At 66.1% G+C, this 21,046-nt stretch carries 21 protein-coding genes and 1 tRNA gene; 13 read left to right on the top strand and 9 right to left on the bottom strand.

Annotated features, from left to right (window positions below):
• Positions 1–7: 7 nt before the first annotated feature.
• The gene (locus GQY20_RS13705; protein ID WP_157217674.1) at positions 8–1,516 is read right to left on the bottom strand and encodes a replicative DNA helicase; all 1,509 of its coding nucleotides are present in this window, start codon (positions 1,514–1,516) and stop codon (positions 8–10) included.
• A gap of 146 nt (positions 1,517–1,662) precedes the next feature.
• Between GQY20_RS13705 and GQY20_RS13700 the strand changes: the two genes are divergently transcribed.
• The 6 genes from GQY20_RS13700 to dcd all read left to right on the top strand — a co-directional run bounded on the left by GQY20_RS13700 (position 1,663) and on the right by dcd (position 5,626).
• On the top strand, positions 1,663–2,121 hold the full coding sequence (locus GQY20_RS13700) for a MarR family winged helix-turn-helix transcriptional regulator (protein ID WP_232476041.1): 459 nt from the start codon (positions 1,663–1,665) through the stop codon (positions 2,119–2,121).
• Positions 2,118–3,164, top strand: coding sequence for an HlyD family secretion protein (locus tag GQY20_RS13695; protein WP_157217673.1), 1,047 nt, complete (start codon positions 2,118–2,120; stop codon positions 3,162–3,164). The genes GQY20_RS13700 and GQY20_RS13695 overlap by 4 nt, the downstream gene beginning before the upstream one ends.
• Before the next feature lie 99 nt (positions 3,165–3,263).
• Entirely contained in the window at positions 3,264–3,746 is a 483-nt protein-coding gene (locus tag GQY20_RS13690) for a UPF0262 family protein (RefSeq protein WP_157217672.1), read from the top strand.
• A gap of 5 nt (positions 3,747–3,751) precedes the next feature.
• The gene (locus GQY20_RS13685; RefSeq protein ID WP_157217671.1) at positions 3,752–4,447 is read left to right on the top strand and encodes a GH25 family lysozyme; all 696 of its coding nucleotides are present in this window, start codon (positions 3,752–3,754) and stop codon (positions 4,445–4,447) included.
• Between the two features lie 18 nt (positions 4,448–4,465).
• Positions 4,466–4,927: a cytidine deaminase gene (locus GQY20_RS13680; protein ID WP_157217669.1), complete on the top strand. Its 462-nt coding sequence runs from the start codon at positions 4,466–4,468 to the stop codon at positions 4,925–4,927.
• Positions 4,928–5,071: 144 nt separating this feature from the next.
• Positions 5,072–5,626, top strand: coding sequence for a dCTP deaminase (gene dcd, locus GQY20_RS13675; protein WP_157217667.1), 555 nt, complete (start codon positions 5,072–5,074; stop codon positions 5,624–5,626).
• A 48-nt stretch (positions 5,627–5,674) separates the two neighbouring features.
• On the opposite strand, the gene GQY20_RS13670 is transcribed toward dcd, so the two are convergent.
• The 4 genes from GQY20_RS13670 to wecB all read right to left on the bottom strand — a co-directional run bounded on the left by GQY20_RS13670 (position 5,675) and on the right by wecB (position 10,896).
• A complete protein-coding gene (locus GQY20_RS13670) occupies positions 5,675–6,376 on the bottom strand; it encodes a hypothetical protein (RefSeq protein WP_157217666.1) in 702 nt (233 codons plus the stop codon).
• Positions 6,377–6,503: 127 nt separating this feature from the next.
• Entirely contained in the window at positions 6,504–7,406 is a 903-nt protein-coding gene (locus tag GQY20_RS13665; protein ID WP_408641113.1) for an NAD(P)H-dependent flavin oxidoreductase, read from the bottom strand.
• 66 nt (positions 7,407–7,472) lie between these two features.
• On the bottom strand, positions 7,473–9,707 hold the full coding sequence (gene rnr / locus GQY20_RS13660) for a ribonuclease R (RefSeq protein ID WP_157217662.1): 2,235 nt from the start codon (positions 9,705–9,707) through the stop codon (positions 7,473–7,475).
• 67 nt (positions 9,708–9,774) lie between these two features.
• Entirely contained in the window at positions 9,775–10,896 is a 1,122-nt protein-coding gene (gene wecB / locus GQY20_RS13655) for a non-hydrolyzing UDP-N-acetylglucosamine 2-epimerase (RefSeq protein WP_157217661.1), read from the bottom strand.
• Positions 10,897–11,046: 150 nt separating this feature from the next.
• Here wecB and GQY20_RS13650 point away from each other — a divergent pair, with 150 nt between their 5' ends.
• The 5 genes from GQY20_RS13650 (at position 11,047) to GQY20_RS13630 (ending at position 14,878) form a co-directional block, all read left to right on the top strand.
• Complete coding sequence (locus tag GQY20_RS13650) at positions 11,047–11,640, top strand: NADPH-dependent FMN reductase (protein WP_157217659.1); 594 nt, start codon at positions 11,047–11,049, stop codon at positions 11,638–11,640.
• A gap of 114 nt (positions 11,641–11,754) precedes the next feature.
• Entirely contained in the window at positions 11,755–12,408 is a 654-nt protein-coding gene (locus tag GQY20_RS13645; RefSeq protein WP_232476040.1) for a PepSY-associated TM helix domain-containing protein, read from the top strand.
• 15 nt (positions 12,409–12,423) lie between these two features.
• Entirely contained in the window at positions 12,424–12,909 is a 486-nt protein-coding gene (locus GQY20_RS13640) for a DUF2271 domain-containing protein (RefSeq protein WP_157217657.1), read from the top strand.
• Between the two features lie 11 nt (positions 12,910–12,920).
• The gene (locus GQY20_RS13635) at positions 12,921–13,880 is read left to right on the top strand and encodes a DUF4198 domain-containing protein (protein WP_157217656.1); all 960 of its coding nucleotides are present in this window, start codon (positions 12,921–12,923) and stop codon (positions 13,878–13,880) included.
• 86 nt (positions 13,881–13,966) lie between these two features.
• Positions 13,967–14,878, top strand: coding sequence for an FAD:protein FMN transferase (locus GQY20_RS13630; protein ID WP_157217653.1), 912 nt, complete (start codon positions 13,967–13,969; stop codon positions 14,876–14,878).
• Positions 14,879–14,885: 7 nt separating this feature from the next.
• Here GQY20_RS13630 and GQY20_RS13625 read toward each other — a convergent pair.
• From GQY20_RS13625 to GQY20_RS13615, 3 genes are all read right to left on the bottom strand, one after another.
• A tRNA-Ile gene (locus tag GQY20_RS13625) sits at positions 14,886–14,961 on the bottom strand.
• Positions 14,952–16,040 carry a polysaccharide deacetylase family protein gene (locus GQY20_RS13620; protein ID WP_198350952.1) on the bottom strand — a complete coding sequence of 363 codons (1,089 nt, stop codon included), beginning with the start codon at positions 16,038–16,040 and terminating at the stop codon, positions 14,952–14,954. Before GQY20_RS13620 ends, GQY20_RS13625 begins: the two co-directional genes overlap by 10 nt.
• A 5-nt stretch (positions 16,041–16,045) precedes the next feature.
• Positions 16,046–17,719 carry a sensor histidine kinase gene (locus GQY20_RS13615; RefSeq protein WP_232476039.1) on the bottom strand — a complete coding sequence of 558 codons (1,674 nt, stop codon included), beginning with the start codon at positions 17,717–17,719 and terminating at the stop codon, positions 16,046–16,048.
• A gap of 243 nt (positions 17,720–17,962) precedes the next feature.
• Between GQY20_RS13615 and GQY20_RS13610 the strand changes: the two genes are divergently transcribed.
• Positions 17,963–18,460 (top strand): Lrp/AsnC family transcriptional regulator, encoded by a 498-nt coding sequence (locus GQY20_RS13610; RefSeq protein ID WP_157217650.1) that lies wholly within the window; start codon positions 17,963–17,965, stop codon positions 18,458–18,460.
• A 66-nt stretch (positions 18,461–18,526) separates the two neighbouring features.
• Here the strand turns inward: GQY20_RS13610 and GQY20_RS13605 are convergent, their stop codons facing one another.
• Positions 18,527–19,756, bottom strand: coding sequence for a tetratricopeptide repeat protein (locus tag GQY20_RS13605; protein ID WP_157217648.1), 1,230 nt, complete (start codon positions 19,754–19,756; stop codon positions 18,527–18,529).
• Between the two features lie 198 nt (positions 19,757–19,954).
• Between GQY20_RS13605 and GQY20_RS13600 the strand changes: the two genes are divergently transcribed.
• The gene (locus GQY20_RS13600; protein ID WP_157217647.1) at positions 19,955–20,704 is read left to right on the top strand and encodes a YaaA family protein; all 750 of its coding nucleotides are present in this window, start codon (positions 19,955–19,957) and stop codon (positions 20,702–20,704) included.
• Positions 20,705–21,046: the final 342 nt, after the last annotated feature.

The following is a 21,046-nucleotide window of genomic DNA, read 5'->3' as shown; positions in this document are numbered from 1 at the left end:
ACGGCCATCACATGCCAGGCGGACGGTGCGAATCGTCGATATAGTCGGAAAATTTGGTGATCTTGCTCTCGAAACGGAGCTTCACCTTGCCGGTGGCGCCGTGCCGCTGCTTGGCGATGATCAATTCGGACAGCCCGAATACGCGCTCCATGTCGCGCGCCCACTGGTCATGTGCTTCGAAGGTCTTGGCGTCGTCGCCTTCCAGCGGGCGCTTGGGCTCGCGCGACTGGACATAATATTCCTCGCGGAACACGAACAGCACGATATCGGCGTCCTGCTCGATCGAGCCGGATTCGCGAAGGTCCGAGAGCTGCGGGCGTTTGTCCTCGCGCTGCTCGACGGCGCGGCTGAGCTGGGACAAAGCGATCACCGGCACGTGCAGCTCTTTCGCCAGCGTCTTGAGGCCGCGGCTGATCTCGGAGATCTCCTGCACGCGATTGCCATCGCTGCTGCGGCCGGATCCCTGCAGGAGCTGCAGATAGTCGACCACGATCAGGCCGATGCCCCGCTGCCGCTTGAGGCGGCGGGCGCGGGTGCGCATCGCGGCGATGGTGAGACCCGGCGTATCGTCGATATAGAGCGGCAGGCCCTCGAGCTCCGCCGCGGCGCGGGCGAGATTGCGGAAATCGGCCTGGCTGATCTTGCCCATACGCAGATTTTCCGAGCTGATGTTCGACTGCTCGGAAAGGATGCGGGTGGCGAGCTGATCCGCCGACATTTCGAGGCTGAAGAAGGCGACCGCCGCCCCCATCGACTTGGCATCCTCGATCCCGTCCTCGCGATCGCGCACCAGCCGCTGGGCCGCATTGAATGCGATATTCGTGGCGAGCGACGTCTTGCCCATGCCGGGGCGGCCGGCGAGAATGATCAGATCCGAACGATGCAGGCCGCCGATGCGCGAATTGACCCCTTCGAGGCCGGTCGTGATACCGGAAAGATGGCCGCCCGAATTGAGCGCGCGCTCGGCCTGCTCGACGGCCATCTTGGTGGCCTGGCCGAAGCTCTTGACGCTGCCCGTCTCGCCGCCCTGTTCGGCAACCTTGTAGAGCGCGACCTCGGCGGCTTCGATCTGCGCCTTTGGATCGACGGTGTCGGAGGTATCGACCGCCTTCTCGACCATCTCGCGCCCGACACCGATCAGTTCACGCAGCAAAGCGAGGTCATAGATCTGGGTCGCGAAATCGCGCGCGCCGATCAGCGTTGCGCCACTGCCCGTCAGCTGGGCGAGGTAGGCTGGACCGCCCAGCTCGCGCATCGCCTCGTCGCTCTCGAACATCGGCCGGAGAGTTACCGGATTGGCGATCATGTTCTTGTCGACGAGCTTCAATATCGCTTCGTAGACGCGCCCGTGGACCTGTTCGAAAAAGTGATCGGGACGCAGCGTGCCCTGAATATCCTCGGCGAGCCGATTGTCGATCATCAGCGCGCCAAGCAGCGCGGCCTCCGCCTCGACATTGCAGGGAAGCGTCGTGGGTTCACCGGCAGGCACCGGCATGAGTCGTGCGGGCTCGGCCATATCCTCCCCTATCGCGCCTCCCGCCATTCCTCTCAAGCCCCGGACGAAAAGCTTCGGTGGGCAGTCCTGTGGACAAAAGACGGGCCAGCCGTAGGGCGGATCGGCTTGCGGTCCTCATTATGATGATGGATAGGATAAGCATGCTTATGGATCATCAGCGCTCGCTCGGTTTTCTGATGCACGACGTGGCAAGCCGCATGCGCTACCGCTTCGATGCGCGCGCTCGCGCGCTCGGCGTCACGCGCCAGCAATGGCGGGTCATTTTCTGGCTTGCGCGCACGCCGGGCGTGACCCAGGCCGAGCTTGCCGACACGCTTGAGGTGGAACGCATCACCCTGTGCCGCATGATCGACCGCATGGCGGAAGCCGGCCTGGTCGAGCGGCGCGCCGATCCCAGCGACCGGCGCGTCTGGCGCCTCCATCTTTTACCGGAGGCGGTGAGAATCGCAGACAAGCTCGCCGAAATAGGCGCGGAAGTGGAACGCGAGGCGTTGGCCGCTTTATCGCCCGAAGCTGCCGATATCGTGATAGACAGCCTCGAACGATTGCGTAATGGGCTACGCCATCGAGAGACCGAAGCGGTCGGACAGAGAGAAATCGCATGAACGAGATGACCCGGATCGAGGCCGACGAGCTCGTCGACGCGCCCGTCGCGCCGGGCGCCCGCGTCCGCCGGCTGCTCATCATGTCTTCCGTTCCGGTGCTCCTTGCGTTCGTCGCCGTCTATTTCTGGCTGACCAGCGGCCGCACCGTTTCGACCGACAACGCCCAGATCCAGGCGCATGTCGTCAGCGTCTCGCCCGAGGTCAGCGGCCGCATCATCGAGATGCGCGTCAAGGAGAATCAGATCGTGAAGGCGGGGGATGTCCTCTACCTGATCGATCCCGAACCCTATCGCATCGCGCTGATGCAGGCCGACGCAGCCGTCGGCAACGCGCAGCTCGACATCTCGCAACTCCAGGGCAGCTATTCCTCAAAGGTCGCGGACATCGGCGAGAAGGCGGCCGACGTGCAGCTCGCACAGGAGAATTTCCGCCGGCAGGCCGAGCTTCTCCAGCGCGGCTTCACGACCCGGGCCGCCTATGACGCCGCGCGCGCCGCGCTGGCGTCCGCCCAGGCCCAGCAGAATTCCGCGTCGGCCAGCGCCGATGCCGCCCGCGCGATGCTGGGCGTATCCGACAATGGCGGCCATCCGCAGGTCGAGGCGGCGATCGCCGCGCGCGACAAGGCCGCGCTCGATCTGCGCCGCACCGTGATCCGCTCGCCGATGGACGGCCGCGTCAGCCAGGCCGACAAGATCCAGCCAGGAGCGATGGCGATCGCCATGTTCCCGGGTCTCAGCATCGTCAGCAACGAAGGCTATTGGATCGACGCGAACTTCAAGGAAACGCAGCTTCCGAGGATCCGCATCGGACAGCGCGCCGAAGTGGAAATCGATGCGATTCCCGGCCGCACGTACAAAGCGCATGTCACCGGCATCGGTGCGGGCACAGGCTCGGCCTTCTCGGTGCTTCCGGCCCAGAATGCCACGGGCAACTGGGTGAAGGTGACGCAGCGCGTCGCCGTGCGGCTCGTCCTCGACGATAAGCCCGATCGCCCGCTTGTCTCCGGCTGGAGCGCACATGTGACGGTGCACGTCGCCGAGTGAGGCCACGATGCGGCCTGAGGCGCGCGCCGAAGCAACGGCGCCCTCTCCCTTCGTCCCCCTTTGCCAACCAGGTTGCGCTCCGGTAACAGCGCACCGGCCATGGCCGACCCTCGCATCATCGATATCGAGCTCGACGAGCGCACCATCCTGTGGCGCAACGCCGACGTCGAGCAGGAGCGGCGGATCGCGATCTTCGATCTGCTCGAGGGCAATCATTTCCGGCCCCTGCGCGAATATCCGAACGACTATGCAGGCCCATACAGGATCCGTCTGCATGTCGAGGAAGGCCGCCTGGCGATCGACATCAAGGCGGAGAACGGCACGCTGCTGGAGACGCTGATCCTCGGCCTTGCCCGCTTCCGCAGGCCGATCAAGGACTATTTTGCGATCTGCGACAGCTACTTCCAGGCCATTCGTCAGTCGACGCCTGATCAGATCGAGACCGTGGATATGGCCCGCCGCGGCATCCATAACGATGCCGCCGAACTGCTGATGGAACGGCTGGCCGGCAAGATCGAGACCGACTTCGACACCGCCCGCCGTCTGTTCACGCTCATCTGCGTCCTGCACATCCGGGGCTGACGAGCATGACGACCTTCGTTGGCGATCGGCGGCGGCTCTCGCGCATCCTTCTCGCGGCAATCGGCGCAACAGCCCTTTGCATGGCAGCCTATGCTTATGTCCGTCTCTGGCACCCGACGCGCGCCCATTTCCCGATCCAAGGACTCGACGTGTCGCATCACCAAGGCACGATCGACTGGCAGCGCGTGAGGAAAGCCGGCGCGGATTTCGCCTATATCAAGGCCAGCGAAGACGGTGATCATCGGGATTCGCGCTTCACCCAGAACTGGCAGGGCGCGCGCGCGGCAGGACTACGCACCGGCGCCTACCACTTCTTCACCCTCTGCCGATCCGGGGCGGAACAAGCGGCCAATTTCGCCGCGACGGTTCCCGCCGCGTCCGACACCCTTCCGCCGGCCATCGACCTGGAGTTCGGCGGAAATTGCGCTGCCCGTCCGTCACGGGCGGCCTTCTTCCGTGAACTGGCAATCGCTCTGCACGGCATCGAAGCGCACAGCGGAAAACGCGCGATCCTCTATGTCACCGACGAATTCGACGCGGCATATCGGGTCAGCGCTGCGATCCCGCGGCCGCTCTGGCTGCGCAGCCTTTTCGCGCCGCCCGGCTATGGCGCGCGCGACTGGACGATCTGGCAGGCATCGAACATCCATCATGTCGACGGCATAGAAGGCTGGGTCGATTGGAACGTCACCCGGCAGTGAGCAAGCGACGGAGCGACCATGGCTGAACAGGCAGATCTCGGCGACGTCGCCGGCGCCATATTGATCGGTGCGGCACGGGGCGCGGCGCTGCATGCGCATGCCCCCTATTCGCGGTTCGCCGTAGGCGCGGCCGCGCTGCTGTCCGACGGTGCCGTCATCACCGGCGCGAACATGGAAAATGCCAGCTACGGCCTTTCGCTCTGCGCCGAGACCGTCGCCATCGCCGCGGCCAGCGCGCAAGGCCGGCTGGCCGACATCGTCGCGATCGGCGTGGCGGGAGGGCGGCTCAAGAAGGGCGAACTGACCGGCGACGACGTCGTCCGTCCCTGCGGCCGCTGCCGCCAGATCCTGGTCGAAGCTGCGCAGACCGGCGGCCTCGACATCGCCGTCCATTGCGCCTCTGGGGACGGCAAGACAGTGGAGAAGCACATGCTCTCCTCGCTGCTGCCCTTCCCCTTCGGTCCCGACGATCTGGGTTGAATTCCGCCGTCGGCGCGGCGAAAGCTGCGCGCCGCCTTGCTTTCCCGGCACCCGCCGGGGAGAAAGTGCAACACGATCCCTACCGTCATCCCTCATCCGCTCGCGGAGAGGACGCCCTACCCCTCAGATGCAGGAAAGCCCCCAATGTCCATCATGTCCGACCGCTGGATCCGCGACCGCGCCATGCAGGACGGCATGATCGAACCCTTCGTGGAGAGCCAGCGGCGCGACGGTTGCATCAGCTTCGGCCTTTCCTCCTATGGCTACGACGCGCGTGTGGCCGACGAATTCAAGATCTTCACCAATGTCGATTCGGCGACGGTCGATCCCAAGAATTTCGCGGCGAACAGCTTCGTCGACCGCAAGACCGACTGCTGCATCATTCCGCCCAACAGCTTCGCGCTGGCTCGCACGGTAGAATATTTCCGCATCCCCCGCGACGTGCTGGTGATCTGCCTCGGCAAGTCCACATATGCACGCTGCGGCATCATCGTGAACGTCACGCCGCTCGAACCCGGCTGGGAGGGCCATGTGACGCTCGAATTCTCGAACACGACCCCATTACCGGCGAAAGTCTATGCCAATGAGGGCGCCTGCCAGTTCCTGTTCCTGCAGGGCAACGAACCCTGCGAGGTCAGCTATGCCGACCGGGCGGGCAAATATATGGGGCAGCAGGGCGTCACGCTGCCACGGATGTAAAACGTCCCTGGAAAATTATCCGGGGATGACGACGGAGATCGTCGAGCCCTATTTCGCCATCCGTCCGAACGGCAGAAGCTGCTCGGCGAGCTTGGCCGCGGCGGATCCATCGCCCGCCCGCAACGGGACCAGCAACCGCGCCGCGTTGATCTTCATGATCTTGTCCACGGGCGTCGGCGCATTGCCGTTCGCGGCCTTTTCCGCCAGCGTGCGCGCCGCGGCCACATCATCGGAATCGAGCACGATCCGCAGCAGCGCCGCATAGCCTGCGTAAAGCGACCTGCCGCCCCCGAGCGCGACCGCACGATCGAGAGCGCTCAGCCCGGCCTTCTTCTTTGCGCCGAGCATGGCACCCGCGATCATCGAGCCGACATCATGCACCGCTTCCAAATGCCAGCCGGCGAGCGCGATTTGCGCCTCAGGATCGTTCGGATCCGCTGCCGCGAGCGATTCGAACAGGCGCTTGGACGTTTTCGCTTCGCTCAGGCTCCTCGTAAGCTTGGCCTTGTAACCGGTCGCTATTGCGTGCTGAAGGGCCGCCTCACGATCCTTCGCATTACGCTGCAGTTCGCGGTCGGAAGCAGTCACAGCCTTGTCGATCAGGACGAGTGCGGCAGCTTTGGTGCTCGTGGCATATGCAGCCTGCACGAGCATCGCGCGCGGCGTCAGAGCCTCGGCCGCGTAAACGGGTGCCGCCGGAACCAGCGTAGAACCGACCGAACAGGCGACCAGCGCCCATGAACGGGACATGCGCAAAGACCATATCTCCCAAGCCACGACAGGGCTTCCAACGCATGTCTGCAGTTAGGGTGCCAATCACTTGACCACCTTTCGGCTCAGTTGAGCCGCCTGTCGGTCAGCCTAGCCGAAATCGCCTCTATCGCAACAGGTCGGCGCGCGCCGCCTCATATTCGCGCGCGAGCCGGGCAACAAGCTCCGCGGCAGGAACGATATCGTCGACGCCGCCAATACCTTGGCCCGCGCCCCATATGTCCCGCCAGGCCTTGGCATCGCCTGCACTGGAGGCAAAATCCATCTTGGAAGGATCGCTGGTCGGCAGATTGTCGGGATCGAAGCCGGCAGCGGCGATCGACGGGCGCAGATAATTACCGTGAACGCCGGTGAAAAGGTTGCTGTAGAGAATGTCCTCCGCAGAACCTTCGACGATCATCTGCTTGTAGGCCTCCGGAGCATTGGCCTCTTCCGTCGCGATGAAGGCGGACCCGACATAGGCGAAGTCCGCGCCCATCGCCCGCGCCGCCAGGATCGAACGGCCGGTGGCGATCGCACCCGACAGAGCGATCGGGCCGTCGAACCAGGCCCGCGTTTCCTGCACCAGCGCGAAGGGCGACTGGACACCGGCATGGCCGCCTGCGCCAGCGGCCACGAGAATGAGACCGTCCGCCCCCTTCTCGATCGCCTTGTGCGCGAACCGCTGGTTGATCACGTCATGAAAAACGAGGCCGCCGTAGGAATGGATCGCCTGGTTCACCTCCACTTGCGCGCCGAGCGAGGTGATCACCAGCGGCACCTTGTGCGCGACGCAGGCTTCCAGATCCGCCGCCAGGCGATCGTTGGAGCGATGCACGATCAGGTTGACCGCAAACGGTGCCGACGGTCGGTCCGGATGGCGCGCATCATGATCCGCCAGCGCGGCCTGGATGCGATCGAGCCATTCGCCGAGCCGTGCCTGCGGCCGGGCATTGAGCGAGGGAAAGGAACCGATCACGCCCGAGGTGCACTGGGCGATGACGAGATCGGGATTGGAGACGATGAACATCGGAGAGGCGATCACGGGCAGGCGCAGCCCGCGTTTGAGCTCAGTCGGTACGGCCAAATCTTGCTCCTATCGTCTTCTGCCCTGGTGCCGGATATTGGCCGGGCGACCGCGCCGGCCCATCACCCGCCGATCCTTGCCGCCCCGCCGCACCGGCAGATGGTTGGCGCCCTCCGGCAACTCGAAACGCAGCGCCCCGTTGATCGGGTTGGCCTCGACGAGACGAAGCTGGAGGAACTGGCCGGACGCGTAGCGTTCGCCGCTCTCCTCGCCAACCAGCGCATGCGCCGCCTCGTCGAAGCGGAAACGCTCCGCGCCGAGCGTCGAGACCGGGACGAGACCGTCGCCGCCAAGCCCCACGACGGTCGCGAAGAAGCCGAAGCTCTGCACGCCGGTGATCCGCGTGTCGACGATCTCGCCGACATGCGTGGCAAGATAGGCCGCGACATAGCGATCGATCGTCTCGCGCTCCGCCTCCATCGCGCGCCGCTCGGCCTGACTGATGCTTTCGCCGAGCCGTCCCATCTGCTCGGCCTCCTCGCTCGTCAGACGGCCCTCGCCAAGCCCATAGGCGCCGACCAGCGCACGGTGGACGAGCAGATCGGCGTAGCGGCGAATCGGGCTGGTGAAATGGGCGTAGCTGCCGAGCGCCAGGCCGAAATGGCCCGTGTTCGTCGGTGCGTAATAGGCCTGTGTCTGGCTGCGCAGCACCTGTTCCATGATCTGCGGGCGTATGGCCTCGTCGTCGACGCGTCCGAGGATATGGTTGAAGGTGGAAGGCCGGACCACCTGGCCGAGGGCGAACTGGATGCCGAAGGTGGCGAGATACTCCTTGAGCGCGACCAGCTTCTCCCGGCTCGGCGGCTCATGGTCGCGGTACATCACGGGGGCCTTCTTCGCCTCCAGCGCCTTGGCCGCTGCGACGTTGGCAGCGATCATGAAATCCTCGATCAGCCGGTGCGCATCGAGCCGCTCGCGCGGAGCCACCGAAAGGATGCGTCCCTTCTCGTCCAGCATCACGCGGCGCTCGGGCAGGTCGAGGTCTAGCGGCTGGCGCGCGTCGCGGGCAGCAGCGAGGGCCGCCCAGCAGGCCCAGAGCGGCCGCAACGCCTCCTCGACCAGAGCGGGCGCGACGGCGCCGTCCGATCCGCCCGGCACCGCATCGATCGCGGCCTGGGCATCCTCATAAGCGATGTTGGCCGCGACGCGGATCACGGCGCGGGTGAAGCGCCATGCCCGGATCGCACCCGTCTTGCCGATCTGCAGGTGACAGACCAGCGCCGCGCGATCCTCGTCTTGCTTGAGCGAGCAGATGTCGGCCGAGAGCGTTTCCGGCAGCATCGGCACGACGCGATCGGGGAAATAGACGCTATTGCCCCGCTTGCGCGCCTCGCGGTCGAGCAGGCTGCCGGTACGAACATAATAGCTGACGTCAGCGATGGCCACGATCGCCTTGAATCCGCCTGGATTCTCCGGATCATCGTCGGGTGCGGCCCAGACCGCGTCGTCATGATCGCGCGCATCCGCAGGATCGATCGCGACGATCGGGAGCGAGCGCAGGTCCTCCCGGCCGGCACCGAGCGGCTGCTTCGACACTCGCTCCGCCTCTTCGAGAAGATCCTCCGAGAAGCTGTTGGGAATACCATATTTGTGGATAGCGATGAGGCTGAAGCTGCGCGGCGCAAAGGGATCGCCGAGCCGCTCGGTCACTTTCACCGTGATGCGCGGCGGGCGGCCCGTCTTCTCGGCGAGCACGAGGTCGCCGGCCTCGGCCTCGCCGGCATCGGAAACCTGCCAGTCGCGCTTCTCGCGCTTGTCGACGGGCCGAAGCCAGAGGCGGTCGCCCTCCGCATGGAGCACGCCGAGCACCAGTTCCTCGCCCTTGGCGAGCTTCTTGAGCGGATGGGCGATCCAGCCGCGGCCTGCCTCCTCGGTGCGAGCCAGGATGCGGTCTCCTACGCCGAGCGCGGACCGGCGGCCGCGCTCCGCGACGCGCAGGCGCGGCGGCGGCTGATCGCTTTCCCAGCGCTCGGGAACGGCGAGCGGCTGATCGCCCTCGATGTCGACGATGCGCAGCACCGTCACCTTCGGCACGCCGCCCATCTTGTGAAAGGCCCGGCCCGGGGCCGAATCGATCAGCCCCTCGTCGGCCATGTCCTTGAGCAGCGCCTTCAGCGCGATCTTCTCATTGCCGCGAAGGCCGAAAGCACGCGCAATCTCACGCTTGCCGGCCGGCTGATCCGATCGGGTGATGAAATCGATGATCTGCTGCCGTGTCGGCAGGCCTGGCGTGAGCTTGGACATGCCCGACACATAGGGACGATCCCTCCCCGACGCATCCTTCCTCTTCGCTGCCCTCCGCGGCGAATGATCAGGCAGCCGCGCGGGCCTTTCCGCTCATGCGGATGCGCAGATCGTCGAGGCAGCGCGCCGCGGTGCAGCCGTCCCACAGGTCCGGGCGCTTGCGTTCGCTGCGCGGCTGGCCCAGCGCCGTTTCCAGCGCCGCGATCAGCGTGCCGGCGTTGACCAGCCGGCTTGTGCCTTCGCTGATCGTGATCGGCCGCTCGGTATTCTCGCGCAGGGTGAGGCAGGGAATGCCGAGATAGGTGGTCTCTTCCTGAATGCCGCCCGAATCAGTGATTACAGCGGCGGCATTCATCACGAGGCTCATGAAGCGGATATAGGGCGCCGGCTCGGCGAGGATCACCCCGGCGTCGCGCAGCCGGACGTCATGCCCGCCGGCCGCCAGCCGCTGGGCGGTGCGCGGGTGAACCGGGAAGACCAGCGGCAGGCGCCGCTGCGCGGCCAGCAGCGCATCGACCAGCCGCGCAAGCTGCGCCGGATCGTCGACATTGGATGGCCGGTGCAACGTCACCACGCCATAGCCGCCGACCGCGACTCCCAGCCGGCCCGGCTCGTCCGCGGCGGCGATGGCCGGGCGCACCAGCTCGAAACTGTCCATCATGATGTTGCCGACGCGGGTGATCCGTTCCGCCGGAATACCCTCGGCCAGCAGATTATCGTCCGCGTCCGGGGACGGCGTCCACAACACGTCGGCGAGCACGTCCGTGACGAGTCGGTTGAGTTCCTCGGGCATGGCTCGATCGCGGCTGCGCAAGCCGGCCTCGAGATGCACGGTCGGCACGCCGAGCTTAGCCGCCGCCAGCGTGCAGGCCGCCGTCGAGTTCACGTCGCCGACGACGATCAGCCAGTCCGGCCGCTCCGCCATCGCCACCTTCTCATAGGCGATCATCACCCGGCCGGTCTGCTCGGCATGGCTGCCCGATCCGACGCCGAGATGGTGATCCGGCGCCGGCAGGCGGAGATCCGCGAAGATCGCGTCGGACATGTTCGCGTCATAATGCTGGCCGGTGTGGATCAGCACCGGCGCGAAATCGGGCGCGGCGGACAAAGCATGCCAGAGCGGCGCCACCTTCATGAAATTGGGACGGGCGGCGGCGATCAGGTGGATGCGGGCAGGCGAAATGGTCATGCCTCCTGTCATTAGGCCGACAAAGTTTCCGTCCGGTTTCCGACAGAACCGGCTAACGCACGCGGATAAATTCGCGATGACGCATTGGCTATCTGCACAGGCTATGGCATCGGCCCGCGTGAGGACAGAGGAAAACGGGAGTCAGGTCGGATGAGCGAACCCTTCATCGTCGGTATCGGTGGCACCGCGGCAGCGGGCTCATCCACCGAGAACGCCCTCAAGATCGCGCTGCAATCGGCCGAGAAAGCGGGCGCGCGCGTGCGGCTGTTCGACGGCCCCTTCATCACCAGCCTGCCCCATTATATGACCGACGCCGCAAAGGCTTCCGCCGAGGGCACCGAGTTCGTCGAAGCGCTCCGCAAGGCCGACGGCGTGATCATCGCGAGCCCGGGCTATCACGGCTCGATCTCCGGTTTGGTCAAGAACGCGATCGACTATCTCGAAGAGACGTCCAAGGATGCGCGCGTCTATCTCGACGGCATACCGGTCGGCCTGATCGCCACCGCCTATGGCTGGCAGGCAACCGGCAGCACGCTGGCGACGCTGCGCGCCATCGTCCACGCGCTGCGCGGCTGGCCGACCCCGCTGGGCGCGGCGATCAACAGCTCCGGTGGTATTTTCAAGGGCGGCGTCTGTACGGATGCTGGCGCCAACATGCAGCTCGAACTGGTCGGCAAGCAGGTCCACGACTTCGCCCGGCTGCGCATGGCGGATCCGTCCGTGATGGAAACCGGCGCGAACTGAGCTCAGTCCCCAAAAGCTGGAAGGGCTCCGCGCACCGGATATGTATCGTTCGCGCTTCTGCGAATAGCTCGCAATATGGTTGCAGCTGCGGATCATTCGCGCTAGGCGGTCGGGGTGAACGCCCCGATCCCGATCCCGTCCGCTTCCGTCAAGAAGCGCCGTATCAGCCGCGGCTGGTGGCTGAAGCAGCTTCATACGTGGCATTGGATCAGTGCGGCGGTCTCGCTGGTCGGCATGCTGATGTTCGCGATCACCGGCGTGACGCTCAATCACGCCGCCTCGATACCCGCCACTCCGAAGGTAGTCGATCGTTCCGCAAAGCTGCCTGCGTCGCTGCTGCGCATGCTGAAACCGACGCCAAAGGCCTCCGACGCGCCCATGCCGGCGCCGGTCGCCGAAGCCATCGCCGGCGCGGTCGGGCTCGATCCGTCCGGACGCGCCGCGGAATGGAGCGATAGCGAGGTCTATGTCGCGATGCCGCGGCCGGGCGGCGATGCCTGGGTGAGCGTCGATCGTGCGACGGGCGAAATCAAGTCGGAGACGACCAGCCAGGGCCTGGTCTCACTGCTCAACGATCTCCACAAGGGGCGCAATACCGGTCTCGCCTGGCGGCTGTTCATCGACGCTTTCGCCGCCGCCGCCATCCTCTTCACCGGCACCGGCCTGCTGCTCCTCCAGTTCCACGCCAAGCATCGCAAGAAGACGTGGCCGCTGGTCGGTCTCGGCCTCGCCGCTCCGCTCATCATCGCCATCCTGTTCATTCATTAGGGGGACACGAAAGCCATGCGTCCTGCTTCCTACGCGCTGATCGGCAGCGCCGTACTCATCGCGCCTGCCGCCAACGCCGCCACGATCACGATCACGCTGCCGCGGCTGCCTATCGCCGAATATAAAAAGCCCTATGTGGCCGGCTGGGTGGAGCCGGCGGGCGGCGGCGCGCCGCGGAGCCTTTTCGTCTGGTACGATCTCAAGAAGGGCGGCAACGAGCCGGGCACCAAATGGCTGTCCGACCTGCGCTCCTGGTGGCGCAAGAGCGGACGGAATCTGTCGCTTCCCGCCGACGGCATCAGCGGTGCGACCAAGAGCCCGGGCAGCTACGCCGTGCCGCTGCCCGCCGATCTTCCGCCCGGCAATTATGTCGTCAATGTCGAGGCTGCGCGCGAAAATGGCGGACGCGAGCTGGTCAGCGTGCCGATCAAGGTGCCAGGTGCTGCCGGACGCGCGGCAGGCAAGACCGAGCTCGGCGCCGTGATCGTGGCCGCGAAGTGAGGAACTGGATCATGCAGCGCTGGGCACGCCCGCTCCTCCTGGCCGCCCTGCTCGCTCCTACGGCGGCACTGGCGGATCATTCTTTCATCCTGCCGTCGAACACCAATGTCTCGGGCACCAACACGATGGTGACGTTCGACGCGGCGGGATCGGAGCATGTCTTCTTCTTCGATCACCGCCCGATCCAGCTCGCAGCGATCAGGATCTGGAAGCCGGATGGAACGCCGGGCGAATCCGTCAACGGCGTCCAGGGCCGCTTCCGCTCGGTATTCGATGTGAAGCTCGATCAGCCGGGCACCTGGAAGGTCGCCGCAGAGCAGAAGATGATCACCGGCAGCTTCAAGCTGAACGGCGAAGAGCGACGCGTCGGCGGACGCGGCGGCGCGCCGCGCGCCGGACAGCCCGGCCCCGGCGGCCCAGGCCAGCCCGGCGAAGCCCGTCCCGCAAGTGGGCAGCGCGGCAGTGAGGGCGGCGAGCCTCGTGGCCCCGGCGGTGCGAGAGGCCCCGGCGAGGGCGGCGCGCGCCGCATGCCTCCGGTGGCGTTCGAGGATATTCCCGCCGAAGCGACCGACGTGCATCTGACCGAGATCGCCAACCGCGTGGAAACCTTCGTCACGCTGGGCGCGCCGACGACGACGATATTCAAGCCGACGGGCAAGGGCATGGAGCTCGAGCCGGTCACCCACCCCAATGCCATTGCCGCAGGCGAAACCGCCCGTTTCCGCTTCCTCATCGACGGCAAGCCGGCCGCCGGCTTGAAAGTGACCGTCGTTCCGGGTGGAGATCGTTACCGCGAAGATGTCGGGACGATCGAGCTGGCAACCGGAGCGGACGGCGTGGTTGCCGTCACCTGGCCGCATGCGGGCATGTACTGGCTCGGCGCCGAGGCGACGGACGATAATCCCAGTGAGAAGCGTGCCGAAGCGCGCAGGATGAGCTATGCGGCGACCTTCGAGGTGATGACGCCCTGACACGCCTGCTCATCCCGCGATCGATCGCCGACCGCGCGGCCATATCTCCGCCGGCCGGCGAGACCGTGCGCGCGGACGGGCTGACCATGGGCACCCGATGGTCGCTGGCCTGCGTGCTGCCAGGCGGCGTGACCATCGAACGCATCGCCGCCGGCGTGCAGGCCGCGCTCGACCGGGTCGTCGCGCAGATGAGCAACTGGGAAGCCGATTCGGATCTTTCCCGCTTCAATCGCGCGCCGGCAGGCTCCGCCGTGACGCTGCCGGGCGAATGCCTTCACGTATTGGAGACCGGCCTCGCCATAGCGCGCGCGACGCGGGGTGCGTTCGATCCCACCCTCGGCGCGCTGGTCGATCTGTGGGGTTTCGGCCCAGCCCCTGCTCCCGCCGAACGCCCCTCCGAGGATATGATCGCCGCGGCCCTGACCCACTCCGGATGGGAGCGGCTGACGATCGACCGGGCAGCGTCCAGCGCCGTGCAGCCGGGCGGGATCTCGCTCGATTTTTCGGGCATCGCCAAGGGCTTCGGCGTCGATCTCGCTGCCGACTGGCTGAAACGCAGCGGCATCTGTCATTTCCTGATCGAGGTCGGCGGGGAACTACGCGGCGAAGGCGTGAAGCCCGACGGCTCGCCCTGGTGGGTGGAGATCGAATCGCCGCCGGGCCTCGCCCTGGAGCAACTGCGCATCGCGCTCCATGGCCTCGCGATCGCGACGTCGGGCGACTATCGTCGCTTTTCCGATCGCGATGGCCGGCGGCTGCCGCACAGCCTCGATCCGCGCACCGGACGGCCGATCGTCAACGGCGTCGCCTCGGTCAGCGTCGTCCATCCGAGCTGCACCGCCGCGGACGCCTTCGCCACCGCCCTGACCGTGCTGGGCCCCGGCCAGGGCATGGCCTTCGCGACGCGACTCGATCTCGCCGCGGTGATCGTGACGCGCAACGAGGCGGATGGAACGTGGGAGGATTTCTCGCCCGCGCTGAAAGCAATGCTCGACTGAGCGAGAGTGGTGGGCCCGGAGGGACTCGAACCCCCAACCTAGCCGTTATGAGCGGCCAGCTCTAACCATTGAGCTACAGGCCCCGACCCTGCCCGACCGGCGATAGCGGAGGGGTGCCCTTGCTGGCAAGCCCGGCCTGGAATGCGCCGACCACTTCCTCGACACGCGCGGGGCGTACATTTTCGCGCGCAAAGAAATCGAGGACGCCATCCCACCAGGCGTAGAAGCGCCGCAGATCCGATCCGTCCCGGATATAGGGCGTATGGCCGGGCTCGACCGACGGCGAGTGGAAAGAGATGCTGAACAGCCGGATGCCGTCGTCGAGCAGCACGCGCAGCGCCTCGAGCACCTCGCTTAGCGGCATGCCCTCCGGCGTGAGCGCGACGCGGTTGATCAGCCCTGCGCGCGCCAGCACCGCCCGCAGCAGAGGAACATGCCGGGTCAGCGGAAAGATGCGGGATGCCGATCCCCGCAGCAGGCCGACATAGGCGGTCGTCAAGGGCAACTCTACGAGCTGGTTCCGGCTGCCGGCCCACCAGGGCCACGCCGGCATCCGCGAGAAATCGGGCCCCTCGTCCTGCCGGTAGTCGAACAGCGAGCGTACCGAAACGTCGAGGCGATACCCTGCCTCCTCGAGCAGCGCAGCCGTGTTCCGGCCGACGCCATAGCGGCCGGCGCGATAGACGATCGGGTGCCGCCCGAAGGTCTGCTCGATCCTGCTGGTCAGCGCGTGCAGCTTGGCCCGCTCCAGGTCCGGCGGAAGATTGCCGACGAAGCTATTGCTGGCGGTCAGTTCCTCGACGAAGGGCGGATTGACCCAGGGGTGGAGCTGGGCACCGACCGTACATTCGCCGCTATTCTGCCAGCCGCGCAGCAATTCGGCTCCGCGCACACTGGTGACCACCGGGAAATCGGCAAGATAGGCCGGAATGATGCCAAAATCACGCAGCCGGCGATGCGCGATGGGAAGCGCGTTGAGCGCGTAGGTTGAGGTCGACTCGCGGCTGCGCGGCGCCTGCCAATCGAATTCCTCCTCCGTATCCACGAACGTCAGGAAGCGGCGCCCGAAATCCATCGGAAGGTCGGCCCGCGCCGATGCTGGCGGCGGCCGATCGAGCCCGACTTCGGAAATCTCCGTTCCGGATGGCCCGTCAGTGCTCAATATGCCTATCCGCTCCCCTCGCCGCTCAAGACGGTATCGCTTTTTGCCGGGAGTCCCAAATAGAAGCGATCCGCCTCGATGACCAGCGTTCCGTGCGCAGCGTTGGCGAGGTTCCTTACCAGCCGCAGCGCGAAGCCCAGCCCGAGCGCGGGCGCGTCAGGCCAATCGCCTTCGGGGCTGTAGCCCGGATCCAGCAGGGTCCGCTCCTCGCGTCCCGCCAGCAAGGCCGGGCGACCGACCGAAAGGGCGACGCTGTCGGTGCCCGCCTCGCCGGGCGTGAGCGCCACGGCGATGGTCTCGCCCGCCTGGGCAAGACCGATGGTGGCCGCGAGCAACCGGGCATACATGCGCTCGACCGCGATCGGATCGGCATCGAGCGGCGGCAAGCCGGTGGCGAGCCGCACCTTGAGCTGTACGCTCCGACCATCGGCCACCGGCTCATATTCGCCATGCAGCCGCAGCAACAGTGCCGCCGCATCCACCGGCACGCCCCGCAGCGCGAGGCGTCGCGTATCGATGCGCGCGGCCATGTCGAGATCGTCGACGGCGGCGAGCAACTGTCGCGCCTGCGCGAGAATTTCCTCCGCCCGCTCCCGATAGGAAAAGGCGACCGGTCCCAGCATCTGGCGGCTGATCATCTCGGCGAAGCCGGAGATGGCATTGATCGGCGTGCGCAGTTCATGGACGAGCTGGCGCAGCGAATCCGCCATGAGGCCGGACCCGTAGAGCCCCTCGGCAGCAGATGCCGGCGCCTGTGCCGTTTCGGCGCGCGGCGCCATTTCGTCTGCGCGGGGGCGACGGCCGCTGCCGCGATAGCCGGTAAAGCGTCCGTCGGCATGATCGAAGAAGGGCACGCCGGAGATGCGCCATTCGCCCGAGGCTGCTCCGACCCCGGCGACCGTGAGCCGCGCATCCCGAAACGGCGCGCGTTGCCGATAGGCCCCTGCCGCATGGCCATCGACGCCATGCTCGGGGCCGCTGGCCGGCGTCGCGATGCTCATCCCGATGAGCGGCCCGCGCGGCGCGCCGTCCACCCACAGGACGACGCCGTCAGCCCCCGTCTCGAACCGGAAATCCTCGCTCGGCACTGTCGGATCCCCAGGCGGATCCGACAGTTCGGGAGGGCCGCGCCGCGTCCGCCGAAACGCGTCGATGCGCGCCATCAGATCGCGAATCTGCATCGGCCCGCTGAGAGGCGGAACGTCCTTCACGGGATCGGCAGCCGCCGTCACGGTTTCCGTTCGGGAAACAAGCGGCGCGGTGAGATCCAGGATCGCGCCGGCCGACTCCTCTGCCGGCAACTCCGGGGCTTCGTGCGCCGATTCCGGTGCGGGAATACCGAAATCGCTGAGCCCGAAATGGGTTAGTGCCTTCGCCACGTCAGGCCCGAGATCGCGGCGGTTGCGCAACAGCGCGCGCGCCGTGGGCGAAAGCGACGGCAGCAGGTTTATCCAAACTTCGTCAGGCAGACGTGCCGTGCCGATGATCGGCGCGGCGATCGGGCCGGGCTCCTCGGCGAACAGCGCCACGAGGTCCTGCGGCAGAGCGCGACCGACAAGCCCACGCGCGACCTCGGCACGCACCTCGAGCGGCACATCCCGGCGCAGAAACCGTACCATATCATAGGCTTCGTCGACGACTGGGCCATGCTGCCCACGTCCCTGGGCGAGCAGGTCCACAATCTGACGCCACGCAGCGGCCCGCGCTTCACCCGTATTCAGGGGCTGCGCGAGGACAGTCGATAGCATGTCGTCGAATCGCACCCGGCCATGCCTCCCGCCCAATCTGCCGACCGCTTAGCCGACATGCCGCTCCCAACTCGTTAACTGGCGCCGACGATGCGGGGAAGCGACTTTTCTGCCCCGTCGCAATGTGGGACAATTGCACAAAGCCGAAATAATATTTTAGGCTGGCGGCAGAAGATGAAAGGAAATGCCGTGGCCGGACAAAGCCAGCCTCTCGACTCCATTGATCGCGTCATTCTCTCGACGCTGCAGAAGGAAGGCCGTATCACCAATGTGGACCTTGCCAGCCGGGCCGGCTTGACCGCGCCACCGTGCCTGCGCCGCGTGCGGGCGCTCGAGGATGGCGGCGTCATCGAAAGCTATCATGCCCGCCTCAGCGCCTCGGCGCTCGGCTATGGCATCATGGTGTTCGCGCTGGTCAGCCTCAAGAGTCAGGCCGAAGCCGACCTCAAGGCATTCGAAACGCATATGGCGACGCTGCCCGAAGTCCGCGAATGCCACATGCTCAACGGGGAGATCGATTTCATCGTGAAGATCGTCGCCCACGACCTCCAGGCCTTCCAGAGCTTCCTTACCTCCCAGCTCACCCCCGCGCCGAATGTGGCGGGCGTCAAGACTTCGCTGGTGATCCGCACGTCCAAGGACGAGCCGGGAATACCGGTCGACCCCGCATAGAAAGATACGAAAAAAGGAGCGGCGCGGGATCCGGAGATCCCGCGCCGCACCCACTGATCGATCCGATCAGGCCGTCTTCTGGTCCACCCAGACAGAGATATATTTGGCGAGGTTCGCGCGCGGACCGGTGATCTGCGCGAGGGCCTGCTTGGCGGCATCCTTCTGGCCGGCATAGGCATAGGCATAGGCCAGCCGCGTATTCACCACATTGGCGTCCACGCCGCCTTTCGCGAGCGCCTGCTTGTACAGCTCGATCGCGCTCGCATAGTCCTTGTAGCCGAGGAAGGCGTCGCCGGTAAGCAAGGCGGCTCGGCCGCTCGCCGCATTCTTCGCGCCGGCCAGGGAGGCCTTGTCGGCCTGGATCTTGCCGGAGACGATGCCGAGCATTTCCTTCACATTCTGGTTCGACGCCTGCAGCGCACCCGCGGCGATACCCTCGTCCAGAACGGCCTTCGCCTCACCCGGATATTTCAGGTAGGTAGCCTGGGCATATTCCATATAGTCGGCCTGGCCGGTGAGGCTGCCCGTGGCGCGCATCAGCCGCATCAGATCGAGTTGCGTGTCCGCATCGGGACTGTTGAGTTCGCGATAGATCACCAGCGAGTCACGCCAGTTGCTCTTGGTCGGATAGGCGGCCACCCACTGCTGGGTCAGGTCGGTCGCCTGCGGTCCGAGCTTGGCGTCATAGGCCATCGCGACGGCACGGCCGAACCATTCCGCCGGAACAGGCTGATTGGCCGCCTTCATGGCCGCTATGCCCTTCTGCAGCGTGGCGAGCGCGGCCGGCTTGTTACCGCTCTGATACTGGGCCTCGGCAAGCAGCGGCATCAGCGACGGATCGCTGAAATTATTCTGCTGGGAGAGGGTGAAGGCCTGCTCCGCCTTGGCGTAGTTCTTAGCCTGATAGGCGAACTGCCCCTGGAAGAAATAGAATTTGCCGAGATCCTCGGCCGGCACGCCGCCGCTGGCCAGCGCTTCGTCGACGCCCTCCGCCTGCAGTTGGGGGTTGTTGCTCTTGGTGCCTAGGTTGATCTTGTACTGGCCGACGAAGAACTTCTCGTCATTCGTCTTCGCCGCGGCGGAAGCCGTCGCGATCTGCGAGGTGGCGGTGGGGAAGTCGCCCGCGTTCATGGCCTTGTCGGCCGCAGCCAGGGCATTGCGAACGCCATCGCTCAGATTGACCGTCTTCGGCTTGGGCGCCTTGTCCTTGGCGACGGCGGGCGTGACCGCAACCATCGTCGCCGCGCTGCCGAACGCCAGCGCCAGACCCAGCGCCATCGTCGAGACAAATTTCATTCTTCAAGCTCCTCCTGGGCGAACGACCGGACACGGGGGCATGCCCGGGCTCGGTCGCCTAGCTACTGACTGCGCGTCCGCGACACAAGCGATCCGCAGCATTTGACGGGCTTGTGGAGCATGCGCGCTGAACGGCGATTGAACTGCCGATAATGGCTTTGACCGGCGCGGGGCGTATGAGCTACCGGCGATGCCACGATGCTTGCCCTTCTCTCTCCTGCGAAAACGCTGGATTACAAACGGCCGTTCCCGCCGATCGATCCCACCTCGCCCCGTTTCAGCGAAGAAACGGACAGACTGGTGCGTTCGGCCGCGCGGCTGGGCGCGAAGAAGCTCAGCGCGCTCATGCACATATCCGACGCGCTCGGGACGCTGAACGCCGATCGCTACAGGGGCTTTGCGGCGCAGGAAGAGCGTCCTGCCCTCTACGCCTTCGCCGGTGACGTCTATCTTGGTTTCGAGGCGCGCAGCCTGGAGGCGCCCGCAATCGATTTCGCGCAGGGCCATGTGCGCATCCTTTCCGGCCTTTATGGCCTGCTTCGCCCGCTCGACGCCATTCGCCCCTACCGGCTCGAAATGGGCACGCGCTGGGCGCCGCGGCACAAGTCCCTCTACGGCTTCTGGGGCAACCGGATCAGCGACCTGCTTGCCGACGACCTGGCAGCGGAAGGATCGGGCGTGATACTGAACCTGGCCAGCAAGGAATATTGGCACGCCGTCGAAACCGTCCCGCCCAAGGGCGCACGGATCATCACTGTCGACTTCCGCGAAAACGGCCCGAACGGGCTGCGCTTCAACAGCTTCGCCGCCAAGCGGGCACGCGGCATGATGGCCCGCTATCTGTGCGAGCATCGCATCGCCGATCCCGAAGCGATGAAGGGCTTCGACAGCGACGGCTATCGCTTCGACGGTGCCGAGGGCGATCTCTGGCGCTTCGTGCGCGGCTGATCTTCGGCCTCCCGCCCTTTTCTCTCTCGCCGCGGCAGGCGAGAGAAAGCTGCAGCGCTCATTCTGCCGTCATCCCGACAGAAGTCCGTATCCATTCGCCGCAGCGTCGCGCTTGATCCACACCGAGGTCAATGGGTCCCCAATCAAGTCCGGGATGACGACGAAAAAAGACGCAGCCTGCGAGCCGAGAGCCACGTGCGAGGCGAAGGCCACAAAGGCCACAATCGACCGTGCGCTCGCGCGCGCACGCGTACGCGCGTGTGCACGAGGGGTGGCGCTGGCCCTGCGGATCGTCTAGGGACGTTCGGATACGCCTGAGCGGCGCCCTGCATCATCACACAA

It is taken from the genome of Flavisphingomonas formosensis (assembly GCF_009755815.1).
In the GTDB taxonomy this organism is placed as follows: domain Bacteria; phylum Pseudomonadota; class Alphaproteobacteria; order Sphingomonadales; family Sphingomonadaceae; genus Flavisphingomonas; species Flavisphingomonas formosensis.
The sequence above is the reverse complement of the archived record's forward strand: the minus strand, read 5'-3'. Positions and strand labels throughout refer to the sequence as shown.